The following is a 23,154-nucleotide window of genomic DNA, read 5'->3' on the forward strand; positions in this document are numbered from 1 at the left end:
GAAAAAGTTAGGATGCCGTTTCCGAGTTATTTCGTTTGGAGCTTTATACTTGGTGTCAGAGGTGATTGACATGAATTCAAATAAACGTTCGACCGCCGTGGATGCGATTCGCGGCTTGAGCTTGCTCGGCATCCTGATGGCCAATATGCTTATTTTCCAGTACGGCATGTTCGGCAAAGACGAGCTGCATTTCTTCCAGCCTTCCACGCTGGACCTGATCAGCCATGACATGCTCAAGGTATTCGTAGAGGGCAGCTTCATGCCTATCTTTACGTTCCTGTTCGGCTACAGCATGATCAAGATGCGGGAAAGCCTGATCGGCAAGGGGCTTAAATACGGACGCAGCTTCTTCCGCAGGTCGGTTCTTCTGATCGTACTCGGCCTGCTGCATTCCATATTCATCTGGGAAGGCGATATTCTGCTGTTCTATGGGGGGATCGGCCTCTTCCTGGTGCTGTTTGTGAAACGGAAGGCCAAAACGATTTTGATCTGGGGCATTCTCTTGCTCGCGCTGATGGCCGTCTTGGGGTACGGCTCCATGGAGCCTGCGGCAGGCGAAGCGGAGCGCATGGAGAACTATGTGAAGCAGTCCATCGAAGTCTACGGCAGCGGCACGTATAGCGAGATCCTAAACTTCCGGTCAACCGAGGAAATGCCCATCGACCTCCCGGACTGGCTGATGCTGCTGGTGATCCTGATTGCCCCTCTCATGAGCGCGCCGATGTTCCTGTTTGGCATGGTCGCCGCGAAACGCGGGCGCTTCCTCCATCCGTCCATGGAGATCAAGCTGTATTTAAGATGGTCGCTGCTCATTCCGGTCGGGCTTGGACTGAAAACCGCAGGCGTTATGCTCGAATCCACGAACAACTGGAGCGGCGTCCTGATGATGCTCGGCGGCCCCCTGCTCGCGCTAGGGTATCTCCACCTGTTCGCGTCCTTATACGCCTTCTCGTCCAAACAATCGGTGGTGATCCGGGCGTTCGAAGCGGTGGGGCGAATGTCGTTAACGAACTATCTGACGCAAAGCGTTGTATGCGTATTGATATTTTACGGTTTCGGATTGGGCATGTTCGGCAAACTCGGCGTGCTGCAGGGAGCGCTGCTGGCGATCCTCATCTATGCCGTACTGGCAACGGCCAGCCTGCTCTGGTTGAAACGGTTCCGCAGCGGACCGGTTGAACGGCTGCTCCGTATAGGCACCTACTGGTCGTGGAGCGGAAGGGCAAAACCTAAAGCGGCCGCCCCGGCTTCCGCCGTACCTGCGGCAGAGCTCCCTGCTGAAGGTCCCCCCGCGACCTGAGTTTTCCTTCTCTTCGGGCATGAAGCCAGGGTTATCCCGGTCCCCTGAGATGAAATCGGTTCTTTCGTTCATGTATAATGGACGTACAAGAAAGAACAAGACATGTCGGGAATTATTCCGCTCATAAACCGAAGGAGGATCACGTATATGCTGGTTGTTACAAACTCGATCAAGGTCAAACCGGGCTTCGGACAAGAAATCGCGCAGCGCTTCGCTGAAGCGAAGGGCGTTCAGGAGATTGAAGGATTCGTGCGGATGGAAGTATGGCATGAAGCCAAGGAAGGCGCAGAGGCCGAGGAACTGAAGATCTCTACGGTATGGGAAGACGAGGAGGCGTTCAAGCGCTGGACTTCCAGCGAATCGTTCCGGCAATCCCACGGTCAGGGCCGCAACGAGAATATTTTGGGTGCATCCTTGAACAAATACGAGCTGCTGATCAGTCACAAGAAGTAAGCGAGACGTTGGATCCGGCAGCCGGATTCAGGCTGTCTTTAGACCCCTGCGAACAAGATGCAGCCCGGGCATTGGCCCGGCTGGATCTTTTTTTTGCGTATAATTGACCGTTTGGCATCCATTCCGCAAGCTGACGGATTCGCGGCAAAGCTCCCCACGGGGAAGTTATTCGTTAAACGTTAATCCCGGCAGCAATTCGGGGTTATGGGAGCGTCCCAGCTCCACCATGTACGCGTTCAGTTCGGGCAGCTCCGGGCCTGCCAATATATACGACTCCCCATCCACCTCAAACTCGCTAGCCACGCGAATCTGCTGCTCGCCCTGCACGACATCCATAAAGAACAGAAACCCCGGTTCCTCGTTACCCGCCATCCGTTTGGCTTGAAGGGCATCCACCCGCTTCATGATCGGCTCAATGTCCTGTTCCTGGTCGAGCACCATCCGCGTGCCATCCCCATACACGACTTGAATGGCTTTTACCTTCGCTGCGTCCAGCTTCATCAGTTTCTTGACCGAATACAGTCGTTGGTCCGCGGATCCGGTATCCTCGTTAATTCCGCTGCAGCCGGCGATACCCAGAACAACGAGCATTCCCACCATGATCAACACGAGTTTACTGGACATCCTTCATCCCCCCAATACGAAAATCTCACAATCCCTACCCGTTCAGAGTCTTCAAAATCTTCAAATAGGATCACAACGAAATGGTTATATTAAGCACGATCAGGCAAGCAACATTCTATATGAAAGGAGTCTATATCCTATGGAAAGCACGCATGATTTCGTGGAAAAAATGAACGAGAACGCGGAGAAAGCCCGTCGCAACAAAGAGAATCACGGCAAAGGAACGCCAAGCGACAAGCTGCCAACCAAACAGCACGGCACCAAGAAATAGAATGACGTTTACCGCGATCCTCCTAGGATCGCGGCTTTAGATGCCGGGGCGCTCCCGCGGTATTGTTACCCGTGTCGCACCTCTTGCTACATATGGATTACAGGCCTTCGGAAGCCTGCTTCAGCAAGGAAGCCAGTGTAGCATAGTCGACCTGCTGCCCGGCCGATATTTTGATGGTCTTCCGCTCAGGCGGCCCCTCGAACAGCGTCTCGGGCCATTCCAGCCCTTCCGCATTGAAAATCGTAAAGCTCACGGCGCTCTTCGCGACGCTGATCACCGCCGCGTATTTTCCATTTTTCAGAAAATGCGGTTTTTTATATTGAAGCCGTTCCGCGACGTCCGGGATCGTATTGTGCACGAGCTCCCGAAGCCTCTCGCTGACTTCGACCTTCCAGGTATCGCTGATGGCTGCCATGTAATCCGTTACCTCTTGATTCATCTTATTGGCTCCTTCTGTATCGTAGTATGGTATTTTTCAAATGTATATGGATTTCCGTTTCGGATTGCTGCTTCCGGCAGCTCTAGTGCTTAGGCCTGATGAACCATCTGCCAAGTCATGCCGTACCGGTCTACCACCTCGCCGTAATAGGCTCCCCAAGGCTGCAGGGCAAAAGGATACTTCTCGGTCCCCCCGTCGCTGAGATGGCGGTAAGCAGCGCGGGCGTCTTCCTCGTTATCAAACGTGATGGCCAGCCCCATGTTCGTGCTCTTGCCGGTTTCTTGAAAAGCGTCGGAGAGAATCAGCTGATTGCCGCCGGCCAGCGTTAACGACATATGCATGACTTTATCCTGATGGGCTTCGGGTATTCCCGGCATGTCTTTGAATGTAGTCAATAAACCGATCTCTCCGCCAATCGCCTGCATATAGAATTCGGCCTGGCCTCTTGCATCCTCGGAAATAATAAAAGGTACCATTTGTGCTTGCATGTTCATCTTCCTCTCGGTTCGATTTTTTTTGTTTTATATCTTAATGACGAACGGGATTTGACGTAATCGACACGACTTTCACATTTTTTTCGGATTTTTTTATAAAATGCTGCCAAAGCGTATCTCAAGGGGCCGCTCGCAGGCATTCTGCCGCACGATCAAGGAGCAACGCCCGTTCCCTCTGATTATCCGTCAGCGATGCGGCCAGCTTGAACTCCGCGCAGGCTTCGTCCAGGCGACCCAGCTTAAAGAGCAAGTCACCCCTCACGCTCGGGAGAAGATGATACCCCTTCAAGGCAGGCTCGCTTCGCAAAACGTCCACGATCTCAAGCCCGATCTCCGGGCCGAAAGCCATGGAGAGGGCCACGGCCCGGTTCAATTCCACGATCGGCGAGGGAGAAACCTGCGCCAATGCCTCGTACAGCGCGGAGATCCGAATCCAGTCGGTCTCTTCGGCACTGGGCGCACCGGCATGACATGCGGAGATGGCTGCCTGAATAGCGTAAGGACCGGTCATTCCACCCAACCGCTCGATTCGCTCCAGAGCGGCAAAACCGCGCCGGATCAATAAATAATCCCATAATGCCCGATTCTGGTCCATGAGCAGCACAGGTTCGCCCTGCGCATTGACCCGTGACTTGAACCGGGAGGACTGAAATTCCATCAACGCGACCAATCCGTGCACCTCGGCCTCCGTCGGCGCGATCTCCGCCAGCACCCGTCCGATCCGAAGCGCTTCCTGGCACAGCAGCGGACGAATCCACTGGCTGCCCGATGAGGCGGCGTATCCCTCATTAAACATGAGGTAGATGACCTCGAGGACTGATGCTAATCGCTGCTTCAGTTCGGTTCCCTGGGGAATCTCGAATGCAACCCGGGTCGCGGACAGCGTCCGTTTGGCACGAACGATTCGCTGCGCGATCGTCGGTTCCGGCACAAGATAAGCGCGGGCGATCTCCGCTGTCGTCAACCCGCCGAGCAGACGCAGCGTCAGGGCTACGCGGGCCTCGGGGGACAGAACCGGATGGCAGGTCATAAAGATCAGCCGCAGAAGATCGTCGTTCACTTCTCCCGCCTCCGGCACCTCCATTTCCGAATCCATCCGGGAATCCATTTCGCGTCCCAACAGCTCATACTTCCGATCGCGCACCTTATTCCGGCGCAGCAGGTCCAGCGCTTTGCGCTTTGCCGCGGTCATAAGCCATCCGCCGGGGTTATCCGGTATTCCGTCATTCGGCCATCGTTCCAGCGCTGCAATGAGCGCATCCTGAGCCAGATCCTCGGCGAGGCCGATGTCACGGACCATCCGGGTCAGGTAGCCAATGATTTTGGAAGATTCGATTCTCCAGATGGCCTCGATCGTACGATGGGTATCGGCCGCCGACATTACGGATTCTGCCTTTGGATGTGTTCGCGCATTTCATATTGTTTGGCCTGCGCTTCCGGGTCCTGCGTCAGCTCTGTCGGTTCGAATACCTGACGGAGCTCGATCTGCCCCGCGCCGAAGCCGTGCGGATCGGGCATGCGTTTGGCCCACTCGATCGCCTCTTCTCTCGTTTTCACTTCGATCAAGGTGTACCCCGCGATCAGTTCCTTCGCTTCCGTAAAGGGACCATCGGTGATTTTCGGCTTGCCTCCCGGCTCCGGATAAGAAATCCGGATGGCGCCCGAGCTTGGATGGAGCCCATCCGCAGCAAGCAGCACGCCCGCCCTCGCCAGCTCCATGTTGTACCTCATCATGGCATCCAATTGCTCTGCGCTTGGCAGCACGCCTGCCTCGGAATCCTCGGTTGCTTTCACGATCATCATAAATCTCATGTTTCTTCCCCTCCTGGTTGTCGTTGCTTTCGCTTAAATTTTTCGTCCTATGTTTAACCAACGAATAGAGTTTCCCCTAATCGACAAACGCTTCACATTTTTCAATAAAAAAAATAATAGGTAACAACCATTTCGTTATAGGACCGTGTATTCCTGTTGAAAACATTCGGCTCCACGAAAAAAAGACCGATCAAGACAAACGCTTGATTGGTCGATGGAGGGGCGATGATCCTTATCCAAGCCCGTTCCTATGGCAGGCAGTTCATCCCATGGACTTCGCCCGCTCCCGATACGTCTTATTTTTTGCCCGATTGCCGCAGGCCTTCATTGAGCACCACTTGCCCGTTCCCGGCCTGGAGCGGTCAACGAATACCCACTGGCAATCCGCGGCTGTGCACACTCTCAATCTGTTCCACACGTTGTTCTCACGAAGCCGGAATACCAGAATCAGCAGCCGGGCCAAGCCCCCTCTTCCTTGTGCATCCACTGGCTCAATGGCGTCAGAGGCTTCACTGAAGCTATAGGCGAACCGGAATCGGCCGGCTGCACGGTTTAACGCTTGGAAGCTAGCTTCCTTGTGGTCATGTATATTATTCGGAATGGCTGCCCTTAAGCCGCCCCGCAGATCGCGGGCCAAAGCCAGATCCTCTTCGGATACGGCGTCCTGTTTCAGAATAAAGCCGTTTTTTAACAGCCATGTACGCAGATCGTCCACGGTAGAAAGCAGCTCCAAACCCGGGTCCCCCTCATACCGCATCCGTTTATCATGGGTGTTGATAAAATCGGCGATGATTTCGAGCTGCTCAAATTCATTTCCCACAACAAACAAACCTCCTATTGATTTCCCTATAACAAACCAGTAAAGTGTATTTATCGGTTAGCTAACCATTTATAATATTTTAATGGTCATCACATTAAAAGAAAGCACCCCTGCTCCATTTTTATCTATTCTGCTGCAAGTCTGCTGGTATCAGTATACCAGACTCCCATTCTTCCTAAGAGGTGAAGCGAATGAATATCCAACCGTTTTCTTTTCAAATCGAGTCCGCCGAAATCGACGATTTATATCGGCGCCTGGACATGACCCGGTGGCCTGACGAAATCCCCGGCGGAAATTGGAATTATGGCATCCCCCTTGATTTCATGAAGGACATGGTCGCCTACTGGAGGCATGAATTCGATTGGGGAGCCTTCCGGCGCTCCATTCAGGCTTATCCGAATTATATCGCCCAAATCGATGGAATCGATATTCACTTTATACATATCAAAGGCAGCGGCGAACACTCCGTCCCGCTCCTCATTGCTCATGGTTGGCCGAGCTCCTTCTATGAAATGCTGGAACTTATCCCATATCTTATGAATCCTGGGCAATTCGGCGGTCATGCGGAAATTTCCTTTGACGTTGTCATACCGTCTATCCCGGGCCATGGGTTCTCCGGCATTCCTCTGCGTCCGGGCTTTGAGGACCGTCAGGCCGGGGAACTGCTCATGAAATTAATGACAGGGCTTGGTTATGAACGATTCGGCGCACATGGCTACGATATCGGTGCCAGCATCCTCGGACTTATGTGTCTTGACCATCCCGACCGGTTCATCGGCTATCATACCACCTCGCCTGGGAACCCAAGTCCCTATGCGGATTCGTCTTCCACGCTGTCCGACGAGGAGACCGCGTTCCTCGAATATCAGAAGCAATGGGAACGCGAGGAGGGCGCTTACGCCCATATCCTGGGCACACGTCCGCAGACCGCGGCCTATGGTTTGCATGATTCGCCCGTAGCGCTGGCCGCGTTCATTCTGGAAAAATGGCACTACTGGACCTCTCCCGAGGATGATAACGTCTTGCAGCATTTCAGCAAGGAGCAGCTCATGGCCAACGTCTCCATTTACTGGCTGACCCAGAACATCAATGCCTCGAACCGTTATTATTATGAAGGCAAGCATACGAGATGGCCGGGGCCCGAAGAGTTTTCGCCTGTACCGCACGGAGTCACCTTAACCGCTCAGCGGAATGAGCGTCCGCCCCGGACATTCGTGGAGCGGATATTTCCGAATGTGATCCACTGGAAGGACCTGAATGCGGGTGGGCATTTCATTGCCGCGGAACAACCCTCCTGGATTGCCGAGCAAATCACAGCCTTCTTCAAGCAGATTTGCGATACGCCGCAGGAGGCACTATAATTTTACGACTAACGAAACAAGGACATCCCCGCTCCGGTACCGAAATGATTAACTACCATTTCTCATGAATGCGGTGATCTCTTATGGACACTAAGATCCCGAACCGGATCCATATTATCGGCTCCGTCGGCAGCGGCAAGACAACGCTTGCCCGGAAGCTGTCCGCCCAGTTTAATCTCCCTTATTACGAGCTCGACAATGTCTTATGGGAGCGGGCCCAGCCGGACGATATCAGGAGGAGTGAGGCGGATCGGGACGCGCTATTGCTAAGCATCGTGAACACGAATGGCTGGATCATCGAGGGCGCTCATCTGAAATGGGTCAGCCCCAGCTTCCGCCATGCGGATCTCATCGTTTTTCTGAACCCGTCCTACTCCACCATAACCTACCGGATCATCACAAGGTTCATCAAGCAACGACTGCGACTTGAACAAGCGCACTATACTCCTACTTGGGACATGCTCAAAAAAATGTTCGATTGGAGCGCCTCCTATCAGCGGGAGGGCAGATATCAGATCCAGGACACGCTTGCGGATTATCCCGGCAAAGTGGTCGTCGTGAGGAGCCATGAACAACTCATGCAGGAGCTTAAGCAGCGGATGCCCTCCATAGAACACCAAGAAAGGACCTCCGGTTAACCGGAGGTCCTTCCCGCTTAGAAAATATCCATGCTGAGATACCGTTCTCCCGTATCCGGGGCAATGCAGACAACCCGCTTCCCTTCCCCCAGCCGCTTCGCTACGCGAAGGGCCGCGAATACCGATGCGCCGGAGGATGGGCCTACCAGTATTCCTTCCTTGCGGGCCAAATTCCGAGCGGTCTGCAATGCATCCTCGTCGGCGATCTGGATAATCTCGTCATATACGCTTGTATTCAGGATCTTTGGTACGAAGCCCGGGCTTGTGCCCACGAGCTTGTGCGGTCCCGGCTGTCCGCCGGAGAGCACAGGCGAGCCCTGCGGCTCGACCACCGCGATATGGAGGTTCGGCAAAGACTTCCTCAGCTCTTCCCCGGTTCCGGTTACGGTGCCGCCCGTTCCCGCCGTCGCCACGAAGGCGTCCAGCCGCCCTTCCATCTGTTCCATTATTTCCGGTGCTGTCGTCACCCTGTGAATGTCCGGGTTGGCCGCATTCTCGAACTGCTGCGGAATGAAGCTGCCCGGAATCTGCTCCCTAAGCTCGAGCGCCTTGGCAATCGAGCCCGGCATGCGTTCGCTGCTCGGTGTCAGCACGACCTCCGCACCGTAGGCCTTCAAGATATTAATCCGTTCCTTGGACATGTTGTCCGGCATAATCAAGATGGCCCGATAGCCCTTGGCGGCTGCAATCATCGCCAAGCCGATGCCGGTATTCCCGCTCGTCGGCTCGATAATGGTGCCCCCCGGTTGGAGCAGGCCCTGCTCCTCCGCGGTATGAATCAGATTGTAGGCCGCACGGTCCTTCACGCTGCCGGAAGGATTGAATCTCTCAAGCTTTACATAGACGTCGGCTGATCCTACTGGCACTAGCCGCCGAAGTTTCACCATTGGCGTCTGGCCGATCATATCAACCACACTATTATAGATCTCCATGATGTTGATCTTCTCCTTTTATATATGAAGTGAAGTCATTCTCCGTTATACCATATGACTCATAAAGACAATAAGCTTACTCGGATTATAACAAAAACGTTGATCGACGTACATTCGCAGATGACAGACCGCGGTTAGATGAAGTTTTTCTTGCGATATCAGGAAGAACATGAATTTATGGTATGCTGTTCATGGAACAAGATTTGATCGGGCTTTACTTTACCCTTTCCCTATTAAGGAGGCGCAACAAGCGTGAACATTCCGCTGATACTACCAGAAGACCAACCCGTCCTGCTGCTTGACCGGACCGATAATTTAGCGCATCAGGACGTGCTGTATCATTTTGCGCTGGACGAGCTTTTATGCAGGCTGACCGGAGAAGGCCGGCCCGCAATCTGCCATCTGTGGCGGCATCCGCGCGCCTTTGTCATGGGCGTGCGCGACAGCCGCCTGCCCCAGGCGCTGCAAGGGGAGGCCCACCTTCGTTACCTCGGCTATGACACCGCCGTTCGCCATTCGGGCGGTGCCGCGGTACCCTTGGACGCGGGCGTGGTGAACCTCTCCCTCATCCTCCCCTTTGCCTCCGCCGGACCGGCGCCTGATTTCCATCAGGACTTTGAAATTATGGTGGAGCTGATCCGGGAAGCCCTCCACGGTACGGGCCAAAACGTCGATACCGGCGAAATTGCCGGCGCTTTCTGCCCCGGTACGTTTGATCTCAGCATCGGCGGCCTCAAATTTTGCGGCATTGCACAGCGGCGGCAGCGGAGAGCCTTCATTATCCAGGCTTTTATCATTGCCGAAGGTTCGGGCAGCGAACGCGCCCGGCTGGTTCGTTCCTTCTATGATATCGCAGCTGAGGGAGCCGATCCCAAGCATTATCCTCTAGTAGAAGCTGACAGCACCGCGAGCCTCGAGGAACTGACCAACATCGGCATCGGCTTCGACGCGGTGCGTCAATTCACCGCAGCCGTTAAAGGGGTCATTCGAGGATGGCAGGCAGGCAAGGATTTTGCCGAAGCGGCTTCCAGGTTTACGATGCCTGGGGCCGAGGATATCCGCATTATGGCTGATCAGATGCGTCAGCGGTATAACCTTAATTAAACATAATAAAGAACCATATAAGCTGATTAATCAGTCTATATGGTTTATAACTCCGCTTGTATTGCAGTACTGCCGGAAGCACGCAACAGTTCTTGCAGTTCTTGCAGTTCTTGCAGTTCTTGCAGTTCTTGCAGTTCTTGCAGTTCTTGCAGTTCTTGCAGATATCCAAAGAGACGAATAAACAAACTAATGGACACTAGATCCGTTATTTCGAAAAAAAAGCAACTTTCCCCGTACTTCCGGACTCAGAATCCGCTATCTACTATAAATACCACGATTAACAGCCATATTCTATGTAATAACGGATCTGGTGTCCTCATTTAACCCCAAACCAACCAATCGAGACGTAATAGCGGAACCTCTGTCCTCAAATCATTACAACAGTCAACACGCTCATGCAGCGCCTGGTATTCCGCGGACAAACAAACCTCGCCCTATCGATACAATACGTCCATCAATCCATTCGCGTCCTTCGATTCATTCTATCCGTTCGACACAGTAGGTTAATCGTTACAAATCGGTCGGACGGTCGGTCGACCCACACAATCCATCAATTTAATCCATCAATTCACCCTAAAGCCCAAATAACTGAATCTGTTCATTTTGGCACCATCAACTGGTAGTTAGGCCAAGTTATTAAAGCTAGAATCGTGCACCATACCTAATTTACTTCATTTTTACATTTCCACCATTCACCGATGATATTCCCATAACATTTCCCCTATAAACTTGTCCTGATGGCAATTTATACATTAGGGGTGGATAAGCTTGAATAAAACGATGGATCGCAAAACGTTTCTGTCTTATCTGGGTACGGGCGCAACCGCATTGGCAGCCGCTTCCGCTGGCTTAGGCGTATTGGAAGGAAAGGCCTCCGCCATGTCCGGAACCGCAAATCATCTGTTCGGATTCAAAACGAATCGGGTCAGCGGCTACTTCGAGCCAATCGAACCAACCAAAGCAGACCAGCTCGTCCTGCCTAAAAATTTTAAATATGATGTCATTGCGGCATTCGACGACGTAATCAATCCGGCTGGCGAAAAATTCGGCTCCGGCTGCGATTACAACGCATTTTTCCCGCTCAAGGGCTCCAATGTCCGCGGCCTCCTGGTCAACAATCATGAGTATTCCACCATCTTCTCGATCGGACCTGTGAAGGACGGGAAAATGACGGCGGATCAAATCCATAAAAACCTGTATTACCAAGGCATGTCGGTCATTGAGGTATACCGCGACGAGAAGGGCGTATGGAAAATGGACACCACCTCCACCCATGCCCGCCGCATCAACGGCTTCAGCAAATTCGACATCACCGGTCCGGCCAAGGGCATCCCTGCCCTGAAAGGCGCCACGACGGCGACCGGCACGTTTGCCAACTGCTCCGGCGGCGTAACGCTGTGGAACACGGTTTTGTCCTGCGAAGAGAATTTCGAAGACACGGCTGCAGTCTCGAACCTGCCGGATACGCACTACGGCTGGGTCGTCGAGGTGGACCCGTTCGATAAATCCTTCTTGAAGAAGCACACCGCCCTCGGCAGATTCAATCATGAGAACACCGCCATGGGCCTTGCCGCAGACGGCCGGGTCGTTGTCTATATGGGCGACGACAAGAAGGATGCCTGCGTCTATAAATTCATCAGCAAGCACAAATACGATAAGAGCAAAGGGCGCGCCAACTCTGCGCTTCTGGAAGACGGAACCCTGTACGTTGCCAACCTGAAATCGGGTAAGTGGCAGCCGGTCACCCTTGAAGCCGTAGCCAAGGCCACTGCAGAAGATAAAGAGCTCCAGGCCAAATTCAAGTCCCAAGGCGATGTGGTGACTTACTGTCAGGAAGCTGCCCGTCTTGTCGGCGGAACGCCGACGGACCGTCCGGAAGACATCGAAATCTCGCCGTTCGACAACACCGTGTTTGTCTGCCATACGAACAACGACAATCACGGCAACATCCACGGTCATATCACGCGTATCTTTGAAGCGGGCAACGATCTGGCCGCCATGGAGTTCGACTTTGAGATCTTTGCTGCCGGCGGACGCCAATCCGGCTTCAGCTCGCCGGACAACCTGGCGTTCGACTCGAACGGCGACCTGTGGGTCGTGACGGACATCTCCAGCAGCAGCCAGAACAAAGGCGTTCATAAATCCTTTATGAACAACGGACTGTTCGTGATTCCAACCAGCGGGCCGGAACAAGGAGTTGCGCTGCAATTCGCTTCCGGACCGGTAGAGTCCGAGCTTACAGGTCCTTTCTTCACTCCCGACGAGCAGACGCTCTTCCTGTCCGTTCAACACCCGGGCGAGAATACGGAAGACCTCAGCAAACCAACCAGTACATGGCCTCACCGCTCCGGCGAAAAGATGGCACGCTGCGCGGTCGTGGCGATTAGCGGCTTCAAACTGGAATAATACCAATCGAAAGGAGCGAGGATCATGCCGTTTGGCAACATTGGAATCGGTGGTTTAATTCTTATTTTGATTATCGCACTCATCATATTCGGTCCCTCCAAGCTTCCAGAGCTCGGTCGCGCTTTCGGGCGAACCTTAAGCGAATTTAAGGGCGCAACCCGCGGCTTGATGAACGGAGACGACGAGAATGGGAAAAAAGACGATGCTCCGCAGACTGCTGCAGCGGTCGATAAGCAGCACAGCTAATCCGAACGACCAAAGCGCGATCGAACATCTGGAAGAAATGCGGAAGCGCCTGATCCGCACGTTGATTGCGTTTCTGGTCGCGATGGTGGCCGCCTTCATCTACGTCGAGAAGATCTATCACTGGCTGGTACGCGGGATGGACGAGCAGCTCGTTCTGCTCGGTCCCTCCGAAGTGATGTGGGTGTATATGATCATTGCAGGCGTGGTGGCCGTCACCGTCACGCTTCCCATTGCCGCTTACCAAATATGGCGGTTCGTGCAGCCGGCGCTGCCGGACGGAACCCACCGCTCCGCCATGCTGCTCATTCCCGTCATCAGCGTGTTATTCATTACCGGCATCTGCTTCGGATACTTCGTGCTGTTCCCGATGGTGCTGCAGTTCATGCAGCGCATGGCCGAAGGGGCCTTCCAAACGATGTATACCGCGCAAAAATACTTCACGTTCATGATTCATATGACCGTACCGTTCGGATTTCTGTTCGAAATGCCCGCCATCGTCGTTTTTCTGACGAAGCTCGGCATCGTGAATCCGCACCGGCTGGCCAAGATGCGCAAATCAGCCTACTTCCTGCTCTGCATCGTGGCCGTGACCATTACGCCGCCGGATATCATGTCCGATCTGATCGTGATCGTCCCGCTGTTCCTGCTGTACGAAATCAGCGTTTCGATCTCCAGATTCATCTATCGCAAGCAGCTGCAGCTCGCTCAAACGGAGGGCAGCGCAACCTAATTCCACGTCCGTTTCCCCCGAAGTTGGACGGAACCTTCAAGAACCCGTGACTAGACAGCCTAAGCAAGCAGGTTGTCGTGAACACGGGTTCTATTTTGTGTAAGATTATCTTACATAATTTTTTATCGAAATCTCATAAAATGATTGACACCTTCAAAAAAAACCATTAACTTTACTAATTAACAAAGAATCCAACACCACTTCGTCATTAAAATGTTATGAATCAGGAGGTGAAATGTTCTAAATCACTTAGAGATTGTCATATTCATGTTATTAATACTTACATTCTTGCAGTTCAGTTCCTTGATAGTCTCTAAGATCGCATGGGAGATGCGAAAAAACGACGAATGGGGGAAATGATGAATGATGAAAAAACAAACCAAGATATTCAAACGCGTGTTGTCCATGGCACTCCTGCTTGGATTGGCCATGAACAGCATAACCGCTGCGGCAGCTGAACGGTTTCCCTATGAGGAAATTACATTGAAGGAGCTTGAGAAGGGTTACGCGGAAGGAACGTTCAAAACCGAAGAGGTTGTGAAGGCCTACCTCGACCGGATCGGCATCTATGAATCCAATTACAATGCGTTTACCATGATGAATGCGGGCGCGCTTCAGGAAGCCCGCGAGGCTGACCGGCGCCGGGCGGCCGGCGAGAAGCTCGGCCCCCTTGCAGGTGTGCCGATTGTCATCAAGGAAGCCGTCGACGTCGCCGGCTTCCCGTCCACCTTCGGCTGGGGCCCGCTCAGCAAAGAGCTCGGCGGAATCGAGCTGATTCCGGAGAAGGACGCCCCCGTCGTTGCCCGCTTGAAGGCGGCCGGCGCCATTATACTGGGCAAGACCAATATCCCGGCATTCAGCTCCGACGGTACGCGCGCCAGCTCCAGCTGGGCCGGCGACACCTATAACGCCATCGACCGGAAGCTGGTCCCGGGCGCCAGCAGCTCCGGAACGGCGATGTCCATATCAGGCAACTTTGCCGTGCTCGGCATTGCCGAAGAAACCGGCGGATCGATCCAGAATCCGGCGGCTGCCCAAGCGCTGGTCGGCATCAAGCCAACCTTCGGATTGGTGCCGAATGCCGGGGTCGTGCCTCTCGCCGGAAGCACCAGAGACGTTGTCGGCCCGCATGCCCGTACGGTTCACGACGCCGCCGTCATGCTGGACGTCATCGCAGGCTACACGGCCGAGGATGCCAAGACCGTTGCATCGATCGGCAACATTCCCAAGAAAGGCTACACCTCCAAGCTGAATCCGTTGGCCCTCAAGAACAAACGCATCGGTCTCTATGGCCCGGGGTGGCTTGGCGAAGAGCTGACGGCGGAGACCCAGAAACTATATGACCGGGCCGTGAAGGAACTGGAGGGTCAGGGAGCCATCGTGGTTACCGATCCGTTCGCCGATTCGGAATTCGCCGAATTCGCCAAGTCGTCAGGCTCCATCGGCATTGAATCGATCGTGTACGATATGGAGCAGTATCTGAAGCGCCTGGGTCCGAATGCCGCCATTCAGTCGGTGGATGAACTGATCGTGAAGACGGGCGAGACCCCATCGGCGCTCGCCAGGTACCCGGAAGCCTTGAAAAATCCTGGCTCCGTCCCTGATCTCTCGAAATTCACGGAAATCAGAACGAAGTATCTCCATATTTTTAACGACGTGCTGGATCAACACAAGCTGGATGCACTCGTCTTCCCTCAGATGTATAAGGAAACGCCGCTGCTTCACAGCGAGGACAAAATCGCCGACACTACCGTTCCCGAGATCAACATCGCGGGCGTTCCTCTCGTCACGGTGCCGGCTGGATATTATAAGAGCGGTTCTCCGTTCTCCATCGCCTTTGTCGGCAAAATGTGGAGCGAAGCCGACTTGCTCGGCATGGCCTACGACTACGAGCAGGCAACGAAGCATCGCGTCGCCCCAACGCTTGTCGCCAAGCCTTAATACCTGCCTGATCAGCCTAGTCCAAATCAACCGGAGCCGCAGCGGCTCCGGTTTTTTCAAGCAACGTAGGCAATGATAAGACATGCGCGTCCATAGAAGCCCGGCAACGGCCTATAAGTACCCATTACCTTCGTTATTTACATTGCGATTTTGAAATTTTGCATGTCTCCAATTAATTTTAGTAATGATCCATTGATTTATTAGTCAAGTTCTCCTAGTATTTTCATTAGGAACATCCGGCGGCTAATCATGAAAGCCATAGCCTTGCCTTTATTTATGATAGCGCTATCAGACGGCGCAAAAGGTCAAACGTCTATCGACGTACCTTCGCAGATGATAGACTTATGCCCAGAGGAGATTTTCTTGCGATTATCGAATGGTTCAGCTCTGCTGTAAACTTATCATTCCATAATCTTAAAATACCGGGAGGTTGCAGATATGAAATGGAATCACTTCAAGTCCAAGCTTCTGCTTAAATACACACTGTCCTACATATCCATTTTCCTGATACCTCTTGTTATATTAACCATCATCATTTACCACAATGCCGTGGATACGCTCCGTTCCGAGATCGAGCAGACCAACGTCAATCAGCTGACCCAGGCCAAAACCGTCATCGATGAGCGCATGAAGGAACTGCAGGACATCGCGTTTCGAATTGCCTACGACGAGCAACTGACCCGCTATTGGACCCACCATCCGTACTACAGCCGGGAATCCATCGGGGCCTTGGTCAAATACAAAGCCACTAGCTCCATCATCGATGAACTGTTCCTCTTCTTCCGCGGAGATAACAGCATTTACTCGTCCCAGGGCTTCGAGAACCTAAACGTATTTACCGACCGCTACAAATTCAACAGCTGGAACGAAACGGAGATGGTCCGGGATTTAAACTCCGTCCAAATCCCGACCATGCGTCCGGCGGAACAAGTCGTGCAAGGGACCAAAACCCAGAATTCCATGCTGGCATACCTTGTGCCGATCGCACCCAACAATACGCCGGCTCACGGCACCGTCATGTATTTCATCCACGAATCGAATCTGACGGGATTGATCGACTCCATCCTCAGCGATTATCATGGGATGACTTATATTTTCGATAATTACGGACAAGTGCTGGCCGCCAATTACAAAGGCGAGACCATTACCGAGCAGGAGGTCAACGCGCTGTTCTCGCTTGAGCCGGGAACGCACAGCCTTTCGTTGAACCAAGAGCCCCATTCGGTTGTATCCGTCAAATCCGACACGGGCTGGACTTATGTCACCGCGATGCCAAGCAACCAATTTTTCGGCCGCATCGTGCATATCCGCACTTTTATCGTTCTGGTATTCTCCTTCGTGGTGATGATGGGCACCATTCTGGCGATCATGCTGGCTCGCAGGCAATACCATCCGATTTCGGATTTGATGGAGTTCATTCGCTTGAAGAATGATCCCGAACCGTCCACTCCCAGCAACGAGCTGGAATGGATCAAGAAGACGCTGCATGATTACAGCCAGCGCGTCGACCTTCAAGAGCCCTATGCCCGAAATCATATACTGCTCATGCTGCTGAAGCACGGCCATACCGGGGAATTCCCCGCCGAGTATACGGAGAAGCTGGGCATCCGCTTCAGCCGATCCCACTATTTTGTTGTGACCATGGGCTGGGAGTCGCATGCCCTTCCCATCGGCGACAATCCGGAACGGCGGCCTGTCATGCAGCTGATGAACGATGTGGAGCTGACCGCTTTTTCCGCCTATGCTTATGGCGTGGAGCTGCCGCAGCCCGATCAGCTGGCCCTCATCGTCGGATTCGATGCGGAAACCGGCCATGAAGCGAGCCTTAACGCACGCATGGAGCCCATCGCCCTGGCGCTGCAATCGATCGCGGCCGAGCACACGGGCGTATCTCCCGCGATCGGGGTAGGCAACCGCTACAGCTATCCGGAACAGCTGAATCAGTCCTTCATCGAGGCAACGACCGCGCTGGAAGCATCCATGCTGCATGGACAGGGGAGCAGCACCTTCTTTAACGCTCTTTCAGGCTCCGGTGCGCAGGATTCCTCCTTCTGGGTCCCTAAGGATGTGCTGCTGAAACTGGTACAAAGCTTGAAGCAGGGCAGCTACGACGTGGCGGTTCAGATGGTATCCACCGCATTGAATAACCTGAAGGCGGAAATGCCGTCCGTACCGCTGCTGCGCTGCATATGCTTTGATATCCTGAACACGATGCTGAAGACGGCTTCGGAGCTGGGCATCCATCATGTGGTTAATCAGCTGCCGCGCGTTACTTCCTATGACTCGCTGGAGGATTTGGAGAAGAAGCTGGCAGGCCTCGCCGCCGAAATCTGCGCCCATGTCGAGGCGAAGAGCGAGACGGAAGAAAGCTCCCTGATGGACGAAATCGTCGCTTACATCGATGGCAATTTCACGGATTATGACCTGAGTCTCGGCACGATTTCGTCCAAGTTCTCCATCTCCTCGTCGTATTTCAGCCGCTCCTTCAAAGAGAAGATCGGCATGAACTTTACGCAGTACATCTGGCAGAAGCGGATGGACGAGGTCATCCGGCAGCTGCTGCACACATCCGACCCGTTAAAAGATATCATTACGCGGGTCGGTTACCTGGATACACCGAACTTCATCCGCAAATTCAAGAAAGAGACGGGTTACACGCCGGGCCAATACCGCAAAATGCACAGTCCCAACGCCGCCGATTCCACGGACGATGACGACGATGAGTGCATCGGGTAACGGTTTCGCCGGATAAATGAAAACCTCCCTTGGGCCCTAGGGTCCAAGGGAGGTTTTCGTATGTTTTAAGGCGTTATCAGCCAGCCGTCGCGCAGCGGCGGCATCTTCTATTTCCCGGCCGGGATGCTCTGAAGTCCTTGATGCATGGCCGTCAGCAGGCGACGGGTCGGGTCGCATCCGTATTCCCAGAACATGATCCCGGCCAAGCCTTGCTCCTTCACGTATTGGCATTTGCACCGAATCGATTCCTCATCGTCATAAGAAATCAGGCTGGAGCCGTTAAACAGATACGGCGCACAAGCCTCCTCATCCCAATAACGGATGTAGCCGTTCTTGTTGATGTACTCGGCAGCCAGCTCCGCGAACGCCGGACCATAACCGCCCGTGCTGCCGGCCATTTGGTGAAGGCCGTTGTTCCGGTCCGGCACTTCATTCCATACGCGCGAATAAAATGCGGCACCGATGACAATCTTCTCCTTCGGAACGCCGGCTTGGACGAACAGGTTCACGGAAGCATCCGTGCTGATTCGGAACAGATCGCCGGTGGGCGTGTACAGATTCGTATGATGTCCGGTCAGGATCTGAAACCCGCCGCGCATGTCATAGGTCATCAACTGGACAAAATCCAGGTACTTCTGCACCTCCGCCATCTCCGTGCCGTCTACATAGTACTGGTCGGCCCCCGCAGCTATCGTAAGCAGGTAGTGACGCCCGTCTTGCGAGCCCTTGGCATCAAGAGCCTCCCGGATCGTCTTGAGCAGAAGGGTAAAATTCCGTTTATCGTCCGGACTTGACGCTATGCCGGCCTCCCCGTAGCAAGGATATTCCCAGTCCAGATCGATCCCGTCAAAAGGGTATTCCTCCAGCACCCGTATGGCGGATGCGGCCATGCGTTCCCTTCCCCCCTCAGTTGAGGCGGCTTCCGAGAAACCGCCTGCACTCCAGCCGCCAACGGACAGCAGCACCGTAAGATCGGGGTGATCCCGTTTGATGTTCCGGACAACCTCGCCATTCTTCAGATGCTCGGTCGTGATCTCATCGTTTTTGACATGGCCGAAGGCCACGTTCAGATGCGTCAATTTCGTCAAATCCTCATGCGTCATGTCGGGAAGAGCCGAATCGACGGCGTATCCCGCCGCAATGTACTTCGTCATTACACTTCACTCCGATCCATTCTAGGGTTGTGATATCGCGGCTGCAATTTGCAGCGCTTCTTTCCCGGTGCCGATCTTGTATCCCGAAGCCGCATAACGGATCTGGTCCTGGCCGTCCAGGACGAACAAATGAGGGTAACCGGCTTCATGCGCGGCAGGATCCGGGATGAAGCCCGATAAGGAAGCATAACCGGAATCCCGCAAGAATACCGTGCGTGCCGGCAGCTTGGGATAGCCGGCCGGATCAAAGGAAGCCGTCCATTCCGCATCTCCGATTGCCAGCACAATCGGCAATCCCAGCTTGTCGAGCGGCTCAGCCAACTCGCTCAGCTCGCGAAGCAGATGCTTGGTCGGCTCCCGCTCCGGTTCGATCCAGGCAGCGATGGCTCCCTCTGATCCCAACAGCCCCTTCAGAACGGCCCCGGTTCCATCCAGCCGGGTCAAAACGCCGCCCGTCTCGAGCTTGCCCAGCACGGGAATGTCGACCGCCGTTTCCCGATACGTCAGCGCTACCGCTACGGTATCATCCGCTCGCACGGTAAAGTACGTAAAGCGCACGCTTACCGTTCCGTCCTTCAGCCGGACGCCCGAAGTCAAGCGGTAAGAACCCGGCTCCACCTCATACGGCCCATCGTAAACATCGGTCATGCCATAAGGGTATACCAGCGTCTTGTACACGCCTTCTTCCAAGCGGGCGAAGGTAAAATTCTCGGCATAGGATGCGGCTGGCGCGTCCTTCGAAACCTCCGTATCCCTGAGGAGCTGCAGCATCCCCCAGCTCGATCCCTCCTGGTTCCGATGGGAAGCCAGACGGAATACGGCATCTTCCCAACCGCCATCACCTAGGTACTGCGGCTTCTGCTCGCTCGGATGCAGCCGGGCAGGAATTCCCAGACTGCGGCATACCGCCACGAACAGGATATCCAGCGACTGCTGGTCTCCCTTCATCAGGCTGTACGTGCCGGCCGGATTCCCCTTGCCCTTCAAGTTGGGAAGATCTTCATGATACGCATAGCCTTGCTCCAAATGACCGGCAAGCTTCGATGGACTTTCCCTGAACGCTTCTGCCTCCGCGGCCGTAAAGGCATGGTCGAATACGCGTCGATACGGAACCAGCATTTCATAAGAGACCCGCGGGCACAGGATGTACTTCACGAAGGTATCCTCATCCCACGATCCGCGCCGGGAGATCGCGCCCATCAGATGATCATCCAGCGTTTGCCGGAAGGTATCAATCAAATCCTTTTCGTTCAGCGACTCCAGCAGCCGCAGCGGCCACTCGCCATATTCGCCCGATCGCTCCTCCAGGAAAGCGGCGATTTCGCGGCTGTTGCCCCTGGCCTTTTGCAGAACGCCCCACACCCGTTCGGGTGGCAGCCCTAGCGTCTTGGCCACCGCGAATGCCTTTTCCTCGCTCAGGAATGTCCCCTCGTAGTCGGTCCGGATCTTTGACCCTTCCTCCAGACGGCGATTATGAGCCCGGATCATCTCTTCCGGCAGCGCCGACGCGGCATCTCCTTCTCCTTCGGGCGGAGGAACCATATCGAAATCCACGATTCCTGCCGGCTGTTCGGATGAAGCAAGCACTAGCTCAATACGTTCGTTATCGTGGGCCTTATATAAGATTTCGCTCCACTTGCCTTCGCTGACCGCGCGGATCAAGAGATCGCCATAACCCGTCTTAAAGGAGGCCACTCCCCGTTCATCCGTCCTGATCTCGGCAATGGGATAAAATTCGGCCATATTGTACAGCTCAAACCGCACGCTTGCACCGGATACGGGCTCTCCCTGCTCGTTCCTCACGATCACGTCAAGGGTGCGAGCCGGCGCATAGTTCTCCAGCAAATTGATTTCCGTAAATCCCTTCTCATTCAGGGTAATATCCTCCGGCCCCGGGTAATCAGCAAAAATTCGCGTATTGATCAGCATGGCCCTGCGCGCCGGCGGACTGAACCACCCTTGGTTCAACCGAGCTTCCGGTTCGCATGCCCCGATGTAATACCACTGGCCGTCCGCCCATGCTTCCACCCAGGCATGATTGCTGTCGCAATGGGCCCAGCGCGGCGTATACACCTGACGCGCGGGAATGCCGATGCTTCGCAGCGCGGCCACCGCCAGCGTAGACTCCTCGCCGCAGCGTCCGCGCGCATTCCGGATCATCGTCAGCGGCGAAATCGTTCGCAGATCGCTGCCGATGTAGGTGGCCTTCTCATGACACCAGTAATTGGTCTCCAGAATGGCGTCTGCCATCGATAACCGCGCCGTCCGTTCGGCCAGCTCGTTGTAAAGGATACCGCGGAAATCCTCAATATTTTCCGTATTGACCCGATATGGAAGCACAAAATGCAGGAACAGATGATCCGGCACACGCTCGCCCCAAGGCACGCGCTTACGGATGTCCAAGGCTTGGCGCACATGGTTTAAGAACAATGCACCATCGTAGTCGGCCAAGTCGTTCACCGGCATATAAGCAAACAAATATTTCAAAGCCCAAGTCTCTTCTTCCGTCAGTTCCTGCTCAAATACGTGAAACAGCTGATCCTTGCGGGCCTCCGCAAAAACGATTTTCTCCTGAAACTTCTGCTCGATCCGCTCCAGCGTTTGCGAATCCAGCGAGAACACCATGGTTTGGCTGGTCATCCTCCGCTCACTCCCTCCATAGCTTTCCGTCTTCCCGAATGCAGATCAGAGCCGTGCCGTCGGAAGAAGGCGCGCTCAGCTGGAACAGGCTGCGGGTCGTTTCAATCACGGGTTGGATGCTCCACGAATCCTCGCCCATGAGCTCCTTCATTTCCCGCGCAAATTCACCGTGGGCTTCATAGTGATTACGCTGCCGGTAATAGAGCCTGCGCAGCTCCCATTTGATCCGCTCGTCTTCCGGAAGCGTGAACGCTTGATGCCCCTCCTCGCCGTCGGCGAATACGACATAACCCCACAGCTCCGGGTAATGCATATTGATGATGCCCATGGGCGACCATACCCAGTTGTCCTCGGGGAAAGGCTTGCCTGTCTCCGGATTCACCACCTTGCGATACTCCCCATCTTGCACTTCGGTCTGCCATTCGACGCGCGAGAAGTTGACGCGCCAGAACTCGCCCGGCAACGGCGGGCGGCCGTCTTCGGCGCATTCCTTCAGACTGGCCCAAGGAATCGCCACCTCCACGCTCCATTTCCGGTTATCGGCGCCAGGTCGGTTCAGCTCCCCATCGATAAACACCGCCGTCTTGAGACCGCTGATATCCCAGCCGTTGACCGGCGGCCCGCCATCCCGGTACGGTTTCACCAGCAGCAGATCCCATACCGTATTCAGTGCATTGATCTCGAATTCGTAATATTGATGGCTGTCCCCGTCCGGATCAATGAATATTTCAAAGTCATTATCATAGAAAATAACCGAATCGCGTTCCGTCAAGGTCGCCCAAATCTGATCCTCGATCAGCTCGGCGACAAAATAAAAATAGTCGTCATCCCACAGCATTTTGACCCGGGTCCGTTTGGCCGGCTTCGGGCGAAGATCCCCTTCGATATCAACGAAATCGTCGGTCCATTCCGCCGCATCCCAAAAAGCCTTGTCCACGCGGCCGTCCAGCACGAGCGGCTGTCCCGCACGCCTGCATATGTAATGCTTGGGAGCATACTCTATCCTCGGCTCCGGCACTCCACTTCTGTTCATGTCATTCTCTCCGCTTCGTG

The 23,154-nt window shown here is 54.3% G+C and carries 22 protein-coding genes; 11 read left to right on the top strand and 11 right to left on the bottom strand.

What is annotated here, in order from left to right; all coding sequences use genetic code 11:
• Positions 1 to 70 precede the first annotated feature (70 nt).
• Both MHI43_RS30550 and MHI43_RS30555 read left to right on the top strand, forming a co-directional pair.
• On the top strand, positions 71 to 1,300 hold the full coding sequence (locus tag MHI43_RS30550; RefSeq protein ID WP_036659593.1) for a DUF418 domain-containing protein: 1,230 nt from the start codon (positions 71 to 73) through the stop codon (positions 1,298 to 1,300).
• Positions 1,301 to 1,447: 147 nt separating this feature from the next.
• The gene (locus MHI43_RS30555) at positions 1,448 to 1,753 is read left to right on the top strand and encodes an antibiotic biosynthesis monooxygenase (RefSeq protein ID WP_036659302.1); all 306 of its coding nucleotides are present in this window, start codon (positions 1,448 to 1,450) and stop codon (positions 1,751 to 1,753) included.
• Positions 1,754 to 1,918: 165 nt separating this feature from the next.
• On the opposite strand, the gene MHI43_RS30560 is transcribed toward MHI43_RS30555, so the two are convergent.
• Complete coding sequence (locus tag MHI43_RS30560; protein ID WP_036659303.1) at positions 1,919 to 2,377, bottom strand: hypothetical protein; 459 nt, start codon at positions 2,375 to 2,377, stop codon at positions 1,919 to 1,921.
• A gap of 139 nt (positions 2,378 to 2,516) precedes the next feature.
• Between MHI43_RS30560 and MHI43_RS30565 the strand changes: the two genes are divergently transcribed.
• Positions 2,517 to 2,648, top strand: a complete 132-nt coding sequence (locus MHI43_RS30565) for a DUF4023 domain-containing protein (RefSeq protein WP_009590359.1) — start codon at positions 2,517 to 2,519, stop codon at positions 2,646 to 2,648.
• 97 nt (positions 2,649 to 2,745) lie between these two features.
• On the opposite strand, the gene MHI43_RS30570 is transcribed toward MHI43_RS30565, so the two are convergent.
• From MHI43_RS30570 to MHI43_RS30590, 5 genes are all read right to left on the bottom strand, one after another.
• A complete protein-coding gene (locus tag MHI43_RS30570) occupies positions 2,746 to 3,087 on the bottom strand; it encodes a DUF1801 domain-containing protein (protein ID WP_036659305.1) in 342 nt (113 codons plus the stop codon).
• Between the two features lie 89 nt (positions 3,088 to 3,176).
• Positions 3,177 to 3,575 carry a VOC family protein gene (locus MHI43_RS30575; RefSeq protein WP_036659307.1) on the bottom strand — a complete coding sequence of 133 codons (399 nt, stop codon included), beginning with the start codon at positions 3,573 to 3,575 and terminating at the stop codon, positions 3,177 to 3,179.
• 124 nt (positions 3,576 to 3,699) lie between these two features.
• A complete protein-coding gene (locus MHI43_RS30580; RefSeq protein ID WP_036659308.1) occupies positions 3,700 to 4,962 on the bottom strand; it encodes an RNA polymerase sigma factor in 1,263 nt (420 codons plus the stop codon).
• Positions 4,962 to 5,393, bottom strand: coding sequence for a YciI family protein (locus MHI43_RS30585; protein WP_009590355.1), 432 nt, complete (start codon positions 5,391 to 5,393; stop codon positions 4,962 to 4,964). Before MHI43_RS30585 ends, MHI43_RS30580 begins: the two co-directional genes overlap by 1 nt.
• Positions 5,394 to 5,655: 262 nt before the next feature.
• Positions 5,656 to 6,213, bottom strand: coding sequence for a CGNR zinc finger domain-containing protein (locus tag MHI43_RS30590; RefSeq protein ID WP_036659309.1), 558 nt, complete (start codon positions 6,211 to 6,213; stop codon positions 5,656 to 5,658).
• Between the two features lie 191 nt (positions 6,214 to 6,404).
• On the opposite strand from MHI43_RS30590, the gene MHI43_RS30595 reads away from it, so the two are divergent.
• A complete protein-coding gene (locus tag MHI43_RS30595) occupies positions 6,405 to 7,574 on the top strand; it encodes an epoxide hydrolase family protein (protein WP_036659310.1) in 1,170 nt (389 codons plus the stop codon).
• Between the two features lie 83 nt (positions 7,575 to 7,657).
• Entirely contained in the window at positions 7,658 to 8,212 is a 555-nt protein-coding gene (locus tag MHI43_RS30600; RefSeq protein WP_015737857.1) for a DNA topology modulation protein FlaR, read from the top strand.
• A gap of 17 nt (positions 8,213 to 8,229) precedes the next feature.
• Here MHI43_RS30600 and cysK read toward each other — a convergent pair whose 3' ends face one another.
• Positions 8,230 to 9,144, bottom strand: a complete 915-nt coding sequence (gene cysK / locus MHI43_RS30605; RefSeq protein WP_036659312.1) for a cysteine synthase A — start codon at positions 9,142 to 9,144, stop codon at positions 8,230 to 8,232.
• 252 nt (positions 9,145 to 9,396) lie between these two features.
• On the opposite strand from cysK, the gene MHI43_RS30610 reads away from it, so the two are divergent.
• Entirely contained in the window at positions 9,397 to 10,248 is an 852-nt protein-coding gene (locus tag MHI43_RS30610) for a ligase (protein WP_051425262.1), read from the top strand.
• Positions 10,249 to 10,292: 44 nt separating this feature from the next.
• Here MHI43_RS30610 and MHI43_RS30615 read toward each other — a convergent pair whose 3' ends face one another.
• Positions 10,293 to 10,445: a hypothetical protein gene (locus MHI43_RS30615; RefSeq protein WP_341283203.1), complete on the bottom strand. Its 153-nt coding sequence runs from the start codon at positions 10,443 to 10,445 to the stop codon at positions 10,293 to 10,295.
• A gap of 583 nt (positions 10,446 to 11,028) precedes the next feature.
• Here MHI43_RS30615 and MHI43_RS30620 point away from each other — a divergent pair.
• The 5 genes from MHI43_RS30620 to MHI43_RS30640 all read left to right on the top strand — a co-directional run bounded on the left by MHI43_RS30620 (position 11,029) and on the right by MHI43_RS30640 (position 18,307).
• Complete coding sequence (locus tag MHI43_RS30620; protein WP_036659597.1) at positions 11,029 to 12,654, top strand: alkaline phosphatase PhoX; 1,626 nt, start codon at positions 11,029 to 11,031, stop codon at positions 12,652 to 12,654.
• A gap of 24 nt (positions 12,655 to 12,678) precedes the next feature.
• Complete coding sequence (gene tatA / locus MHI43_RS30625; RefSeq protein WP_015737862.1) at positions 12,679 to 12,900, top strand: twin-arginine translocase TatA/TatE family subunit; 222 nt, start codon at positions 12,679 to 12,681, stop codon at positions 12,898 to 12,900.
• Complete coding sequence (tatC, locus tag MHI43_RS30630) at positions 12,857 to 13,630, top strand: twin-arginine translocase subunit TatC (protein ID WP_015737863.1); 774 nt, start codon at positions 12,857 to 12,859, stop codon at positions 13,628 to 13,630. Before tatA ends, tatC begins: the two co-directional genes overlap by 44 nt.
• A 363-nt stretch (positions 13,631 to 13,993) precedes the next feature.
• Entirely contained in the window at positions 13,994 to 15,571 is a 1,578-nt protein-coding gene (locus MHI43_RS30635; RefSeq protein ID WP_015737864.1) for an amidase, read from the top strand.
• A 438-nt stretch (positions 15,572 to 16,009) separates the two neighbouring features.
• On the top strand, positions 16,010 to 18,307 hold the full coding sequence (locus tag MHI43_RS30640) for a helix-turn-helix domain-containing protein (RefSeq protein ID WP_015737865.1): 2,298 nt from the start codon (positions 16,010 to 16,012) through the stop codon (positions 18,305 to 18,307).
• A 107-nt stretch (positions 18,308 to 18,414) separates the two neighbouring features.
• Here MHI43_RS30640 and MHI43_RS30645 read toward each other — a convergent pair whose 3' ends face one another.
• The 3 genes from MHI43_RS30645 to MHI43_RS30655 are packed head-to-tail and all read right to left on the bottom strand — an operon-like array spanning position 18,415 to position 23,134.
• Positions 18,415 to 19,461: a glycoside hydrolase family 18 protein gene (locus MHI43_RS30645; protein ID WP_015737866.1), complete on the bottom strand. Its 1,047-nt coding sequence runs from the start codon at positions 19,459 to 19,461 to the stop codon at positions 18,415 to 18,417.
• Between the two features lie 21 nt (positions 19,462 to 19,482).
• Positions 19,483 to 22,101 (bottom strand): transglutaminase domain-containing protein, encoded by a 2,619-nt coding sequence (locus MHI43_RS30650; RefSeq protein WP_036659313.1) that lies wholly within the window; start codon positions 22,099 to 22,101, stop codon positions 19,483 to 19,485.
• A gap of 7 nt (positions 22,102 to 22,108) precedes the next feature.
• Positions 22,109 to 23,134, bottom strand: a complete 1,026-nt coding sequence (locus MHI43_RS30655; RefSeq protein WP_036659314.1) for a carbohydrate-binding family 9-like protein — start codon at positions 23,132 to 23,134, stop codon at positions 22,109 to 22,111.
• Positions 23,135 to 23,154: the final 20 nt, after the last annotated feature.

This window comes from Paenibacillus sp. FSL H8-0457 (genome assembly GCF_038051935.1).
GTDB lineage: Bacteria > Bacillota > Bacilli > Paenibacillales > Paenibacillaceae > Paenibacillus_AQ > Paenibacillus_AQ lautus_A.

Coding starts and splice junctions, on each gene's coding strand:
- MHI43_RS30550 (WP_036659593.1), top strand. CDS start 71: ATGAATTCAAATAAACGTTCGACCGCCGTGGATGCGATTCGCGGCTTG.
- MHI43_RS30555 (WP_036659302.1), top strand. CDS start 1,448: ATGCTGGTTGTTACAAACTCGATCAAGGTCAAACCGGGCTTCGGACAA.
- MHI43_RS30560 (WP_036659303.1), bottom strand. CDS start 2,377: ATGTCCAGTAAACTCGTGTTGATCATGGTGGGAATGCTCGTTGTTCTG.
- MHI43_RS30565 (WP_009590359.1), top strand. CDS start 2,517: ATGGAAAGCACGCATGATTTCGTGGAAAAAATGAACGAGAACGCGGAG.
- MHI43_RS30570 (WP_036659305.1), bottom strand. CDS start 3,087: ATGAATCAAGAGGTAACGGATTACATGGCAGCCATCAGCGATACCTGG.
- MHI43_RS30575 (WP_036659307.1), bottom strand. CDS start 3,575: ATGCAAGCACAAATGGTACCTTTTATTATTTCCGAGGATGCAAGAGGC.
- MHI43_RS30580 (WP_036659308.1), bottom strand. CDS start 4,962: ATGTCGGCGGCCGATACCCATCGTACGATCGAGGCCATCTGGAGAATC.
- MHI43_RS30585 (WP_009590355.1), bottom strand. CDS start 5,393: ATGAGATTTATGATGATCGTGAAAGCAACCGAGGATTCCGAGGCAGGC.
- MHI43_RS30595 (WP_036659310.1), top strand. CDS start 6,405: ATGAATATCCAACCGTTTTCTTTTCAAATCGAGTCCGCCGAAATCGAC.
- MHI43_RS30600 (WP_015737857.1), top strand. CDS start 7,658: ATGGACACTAAGATCCCGAACCGGATCCATATTATCGGCTCCGTCGGC.
- cysK (WP_036659312.1), bottom strand. CDS start 9,144: ATGGAGATCTATAATAGTGTGGTTGATATGATCGGCCAGACGCCAATG.
- MHI43_RS30620 (WP_036659597.1), top strand. CDS start 11,029: ATGGATCGCAAAACGTTTCTGTCTTATCTGGGTACGGGCGCAACCGCA.
- tatA (WP_015737862.1), top strand. CDS start 12,679: ATGCCGTTTGGCAACATTGGAATCGGTGGTTTAATTCTTATTTTGATT.
- tatC (WP_015737863.1), top strand. CDS start 12,857: ATGCTCCGCAGACTGCTGCAGCGGTCGATAAGCAGCACAGCTAATCCG.
- MHI43_RS30635 (WP_015737864.1), top strand. CDS start 13,994: ATGATGAAAAAACAAACCAAGATATTCAAACGCGTGTTGTCCATGGCA.
- MHI43_RS30640 (WP_015737865.1), top strand. CDS start 16,010: ATGAAATGGAATCACTTCAAGTCCAAGCTTCTGCTTAAATACACACTG.
- MHI43_RS30645 (WP_015737866.1), bottom strand. CDS start 19,461: ATGACGAAGTACATTGCGGCGGGATACGCCGTCGATTCGGCTCTTCCC.
- MHI43_RS30650 (WP_036659313.1), bottom strand. CDS start 22,101: ATGACCAGCCAAACCATGGTGTTCTCGCTGGATTCGCAAACGCTGGAG.
- MHI43_RS30655 (WP_036659314.1), bottom strand. CDS start 23,134: ATGAACAGAAGTGGAGTGCCGGAGCCGAGGATAGAGTATGCTCCCAAG.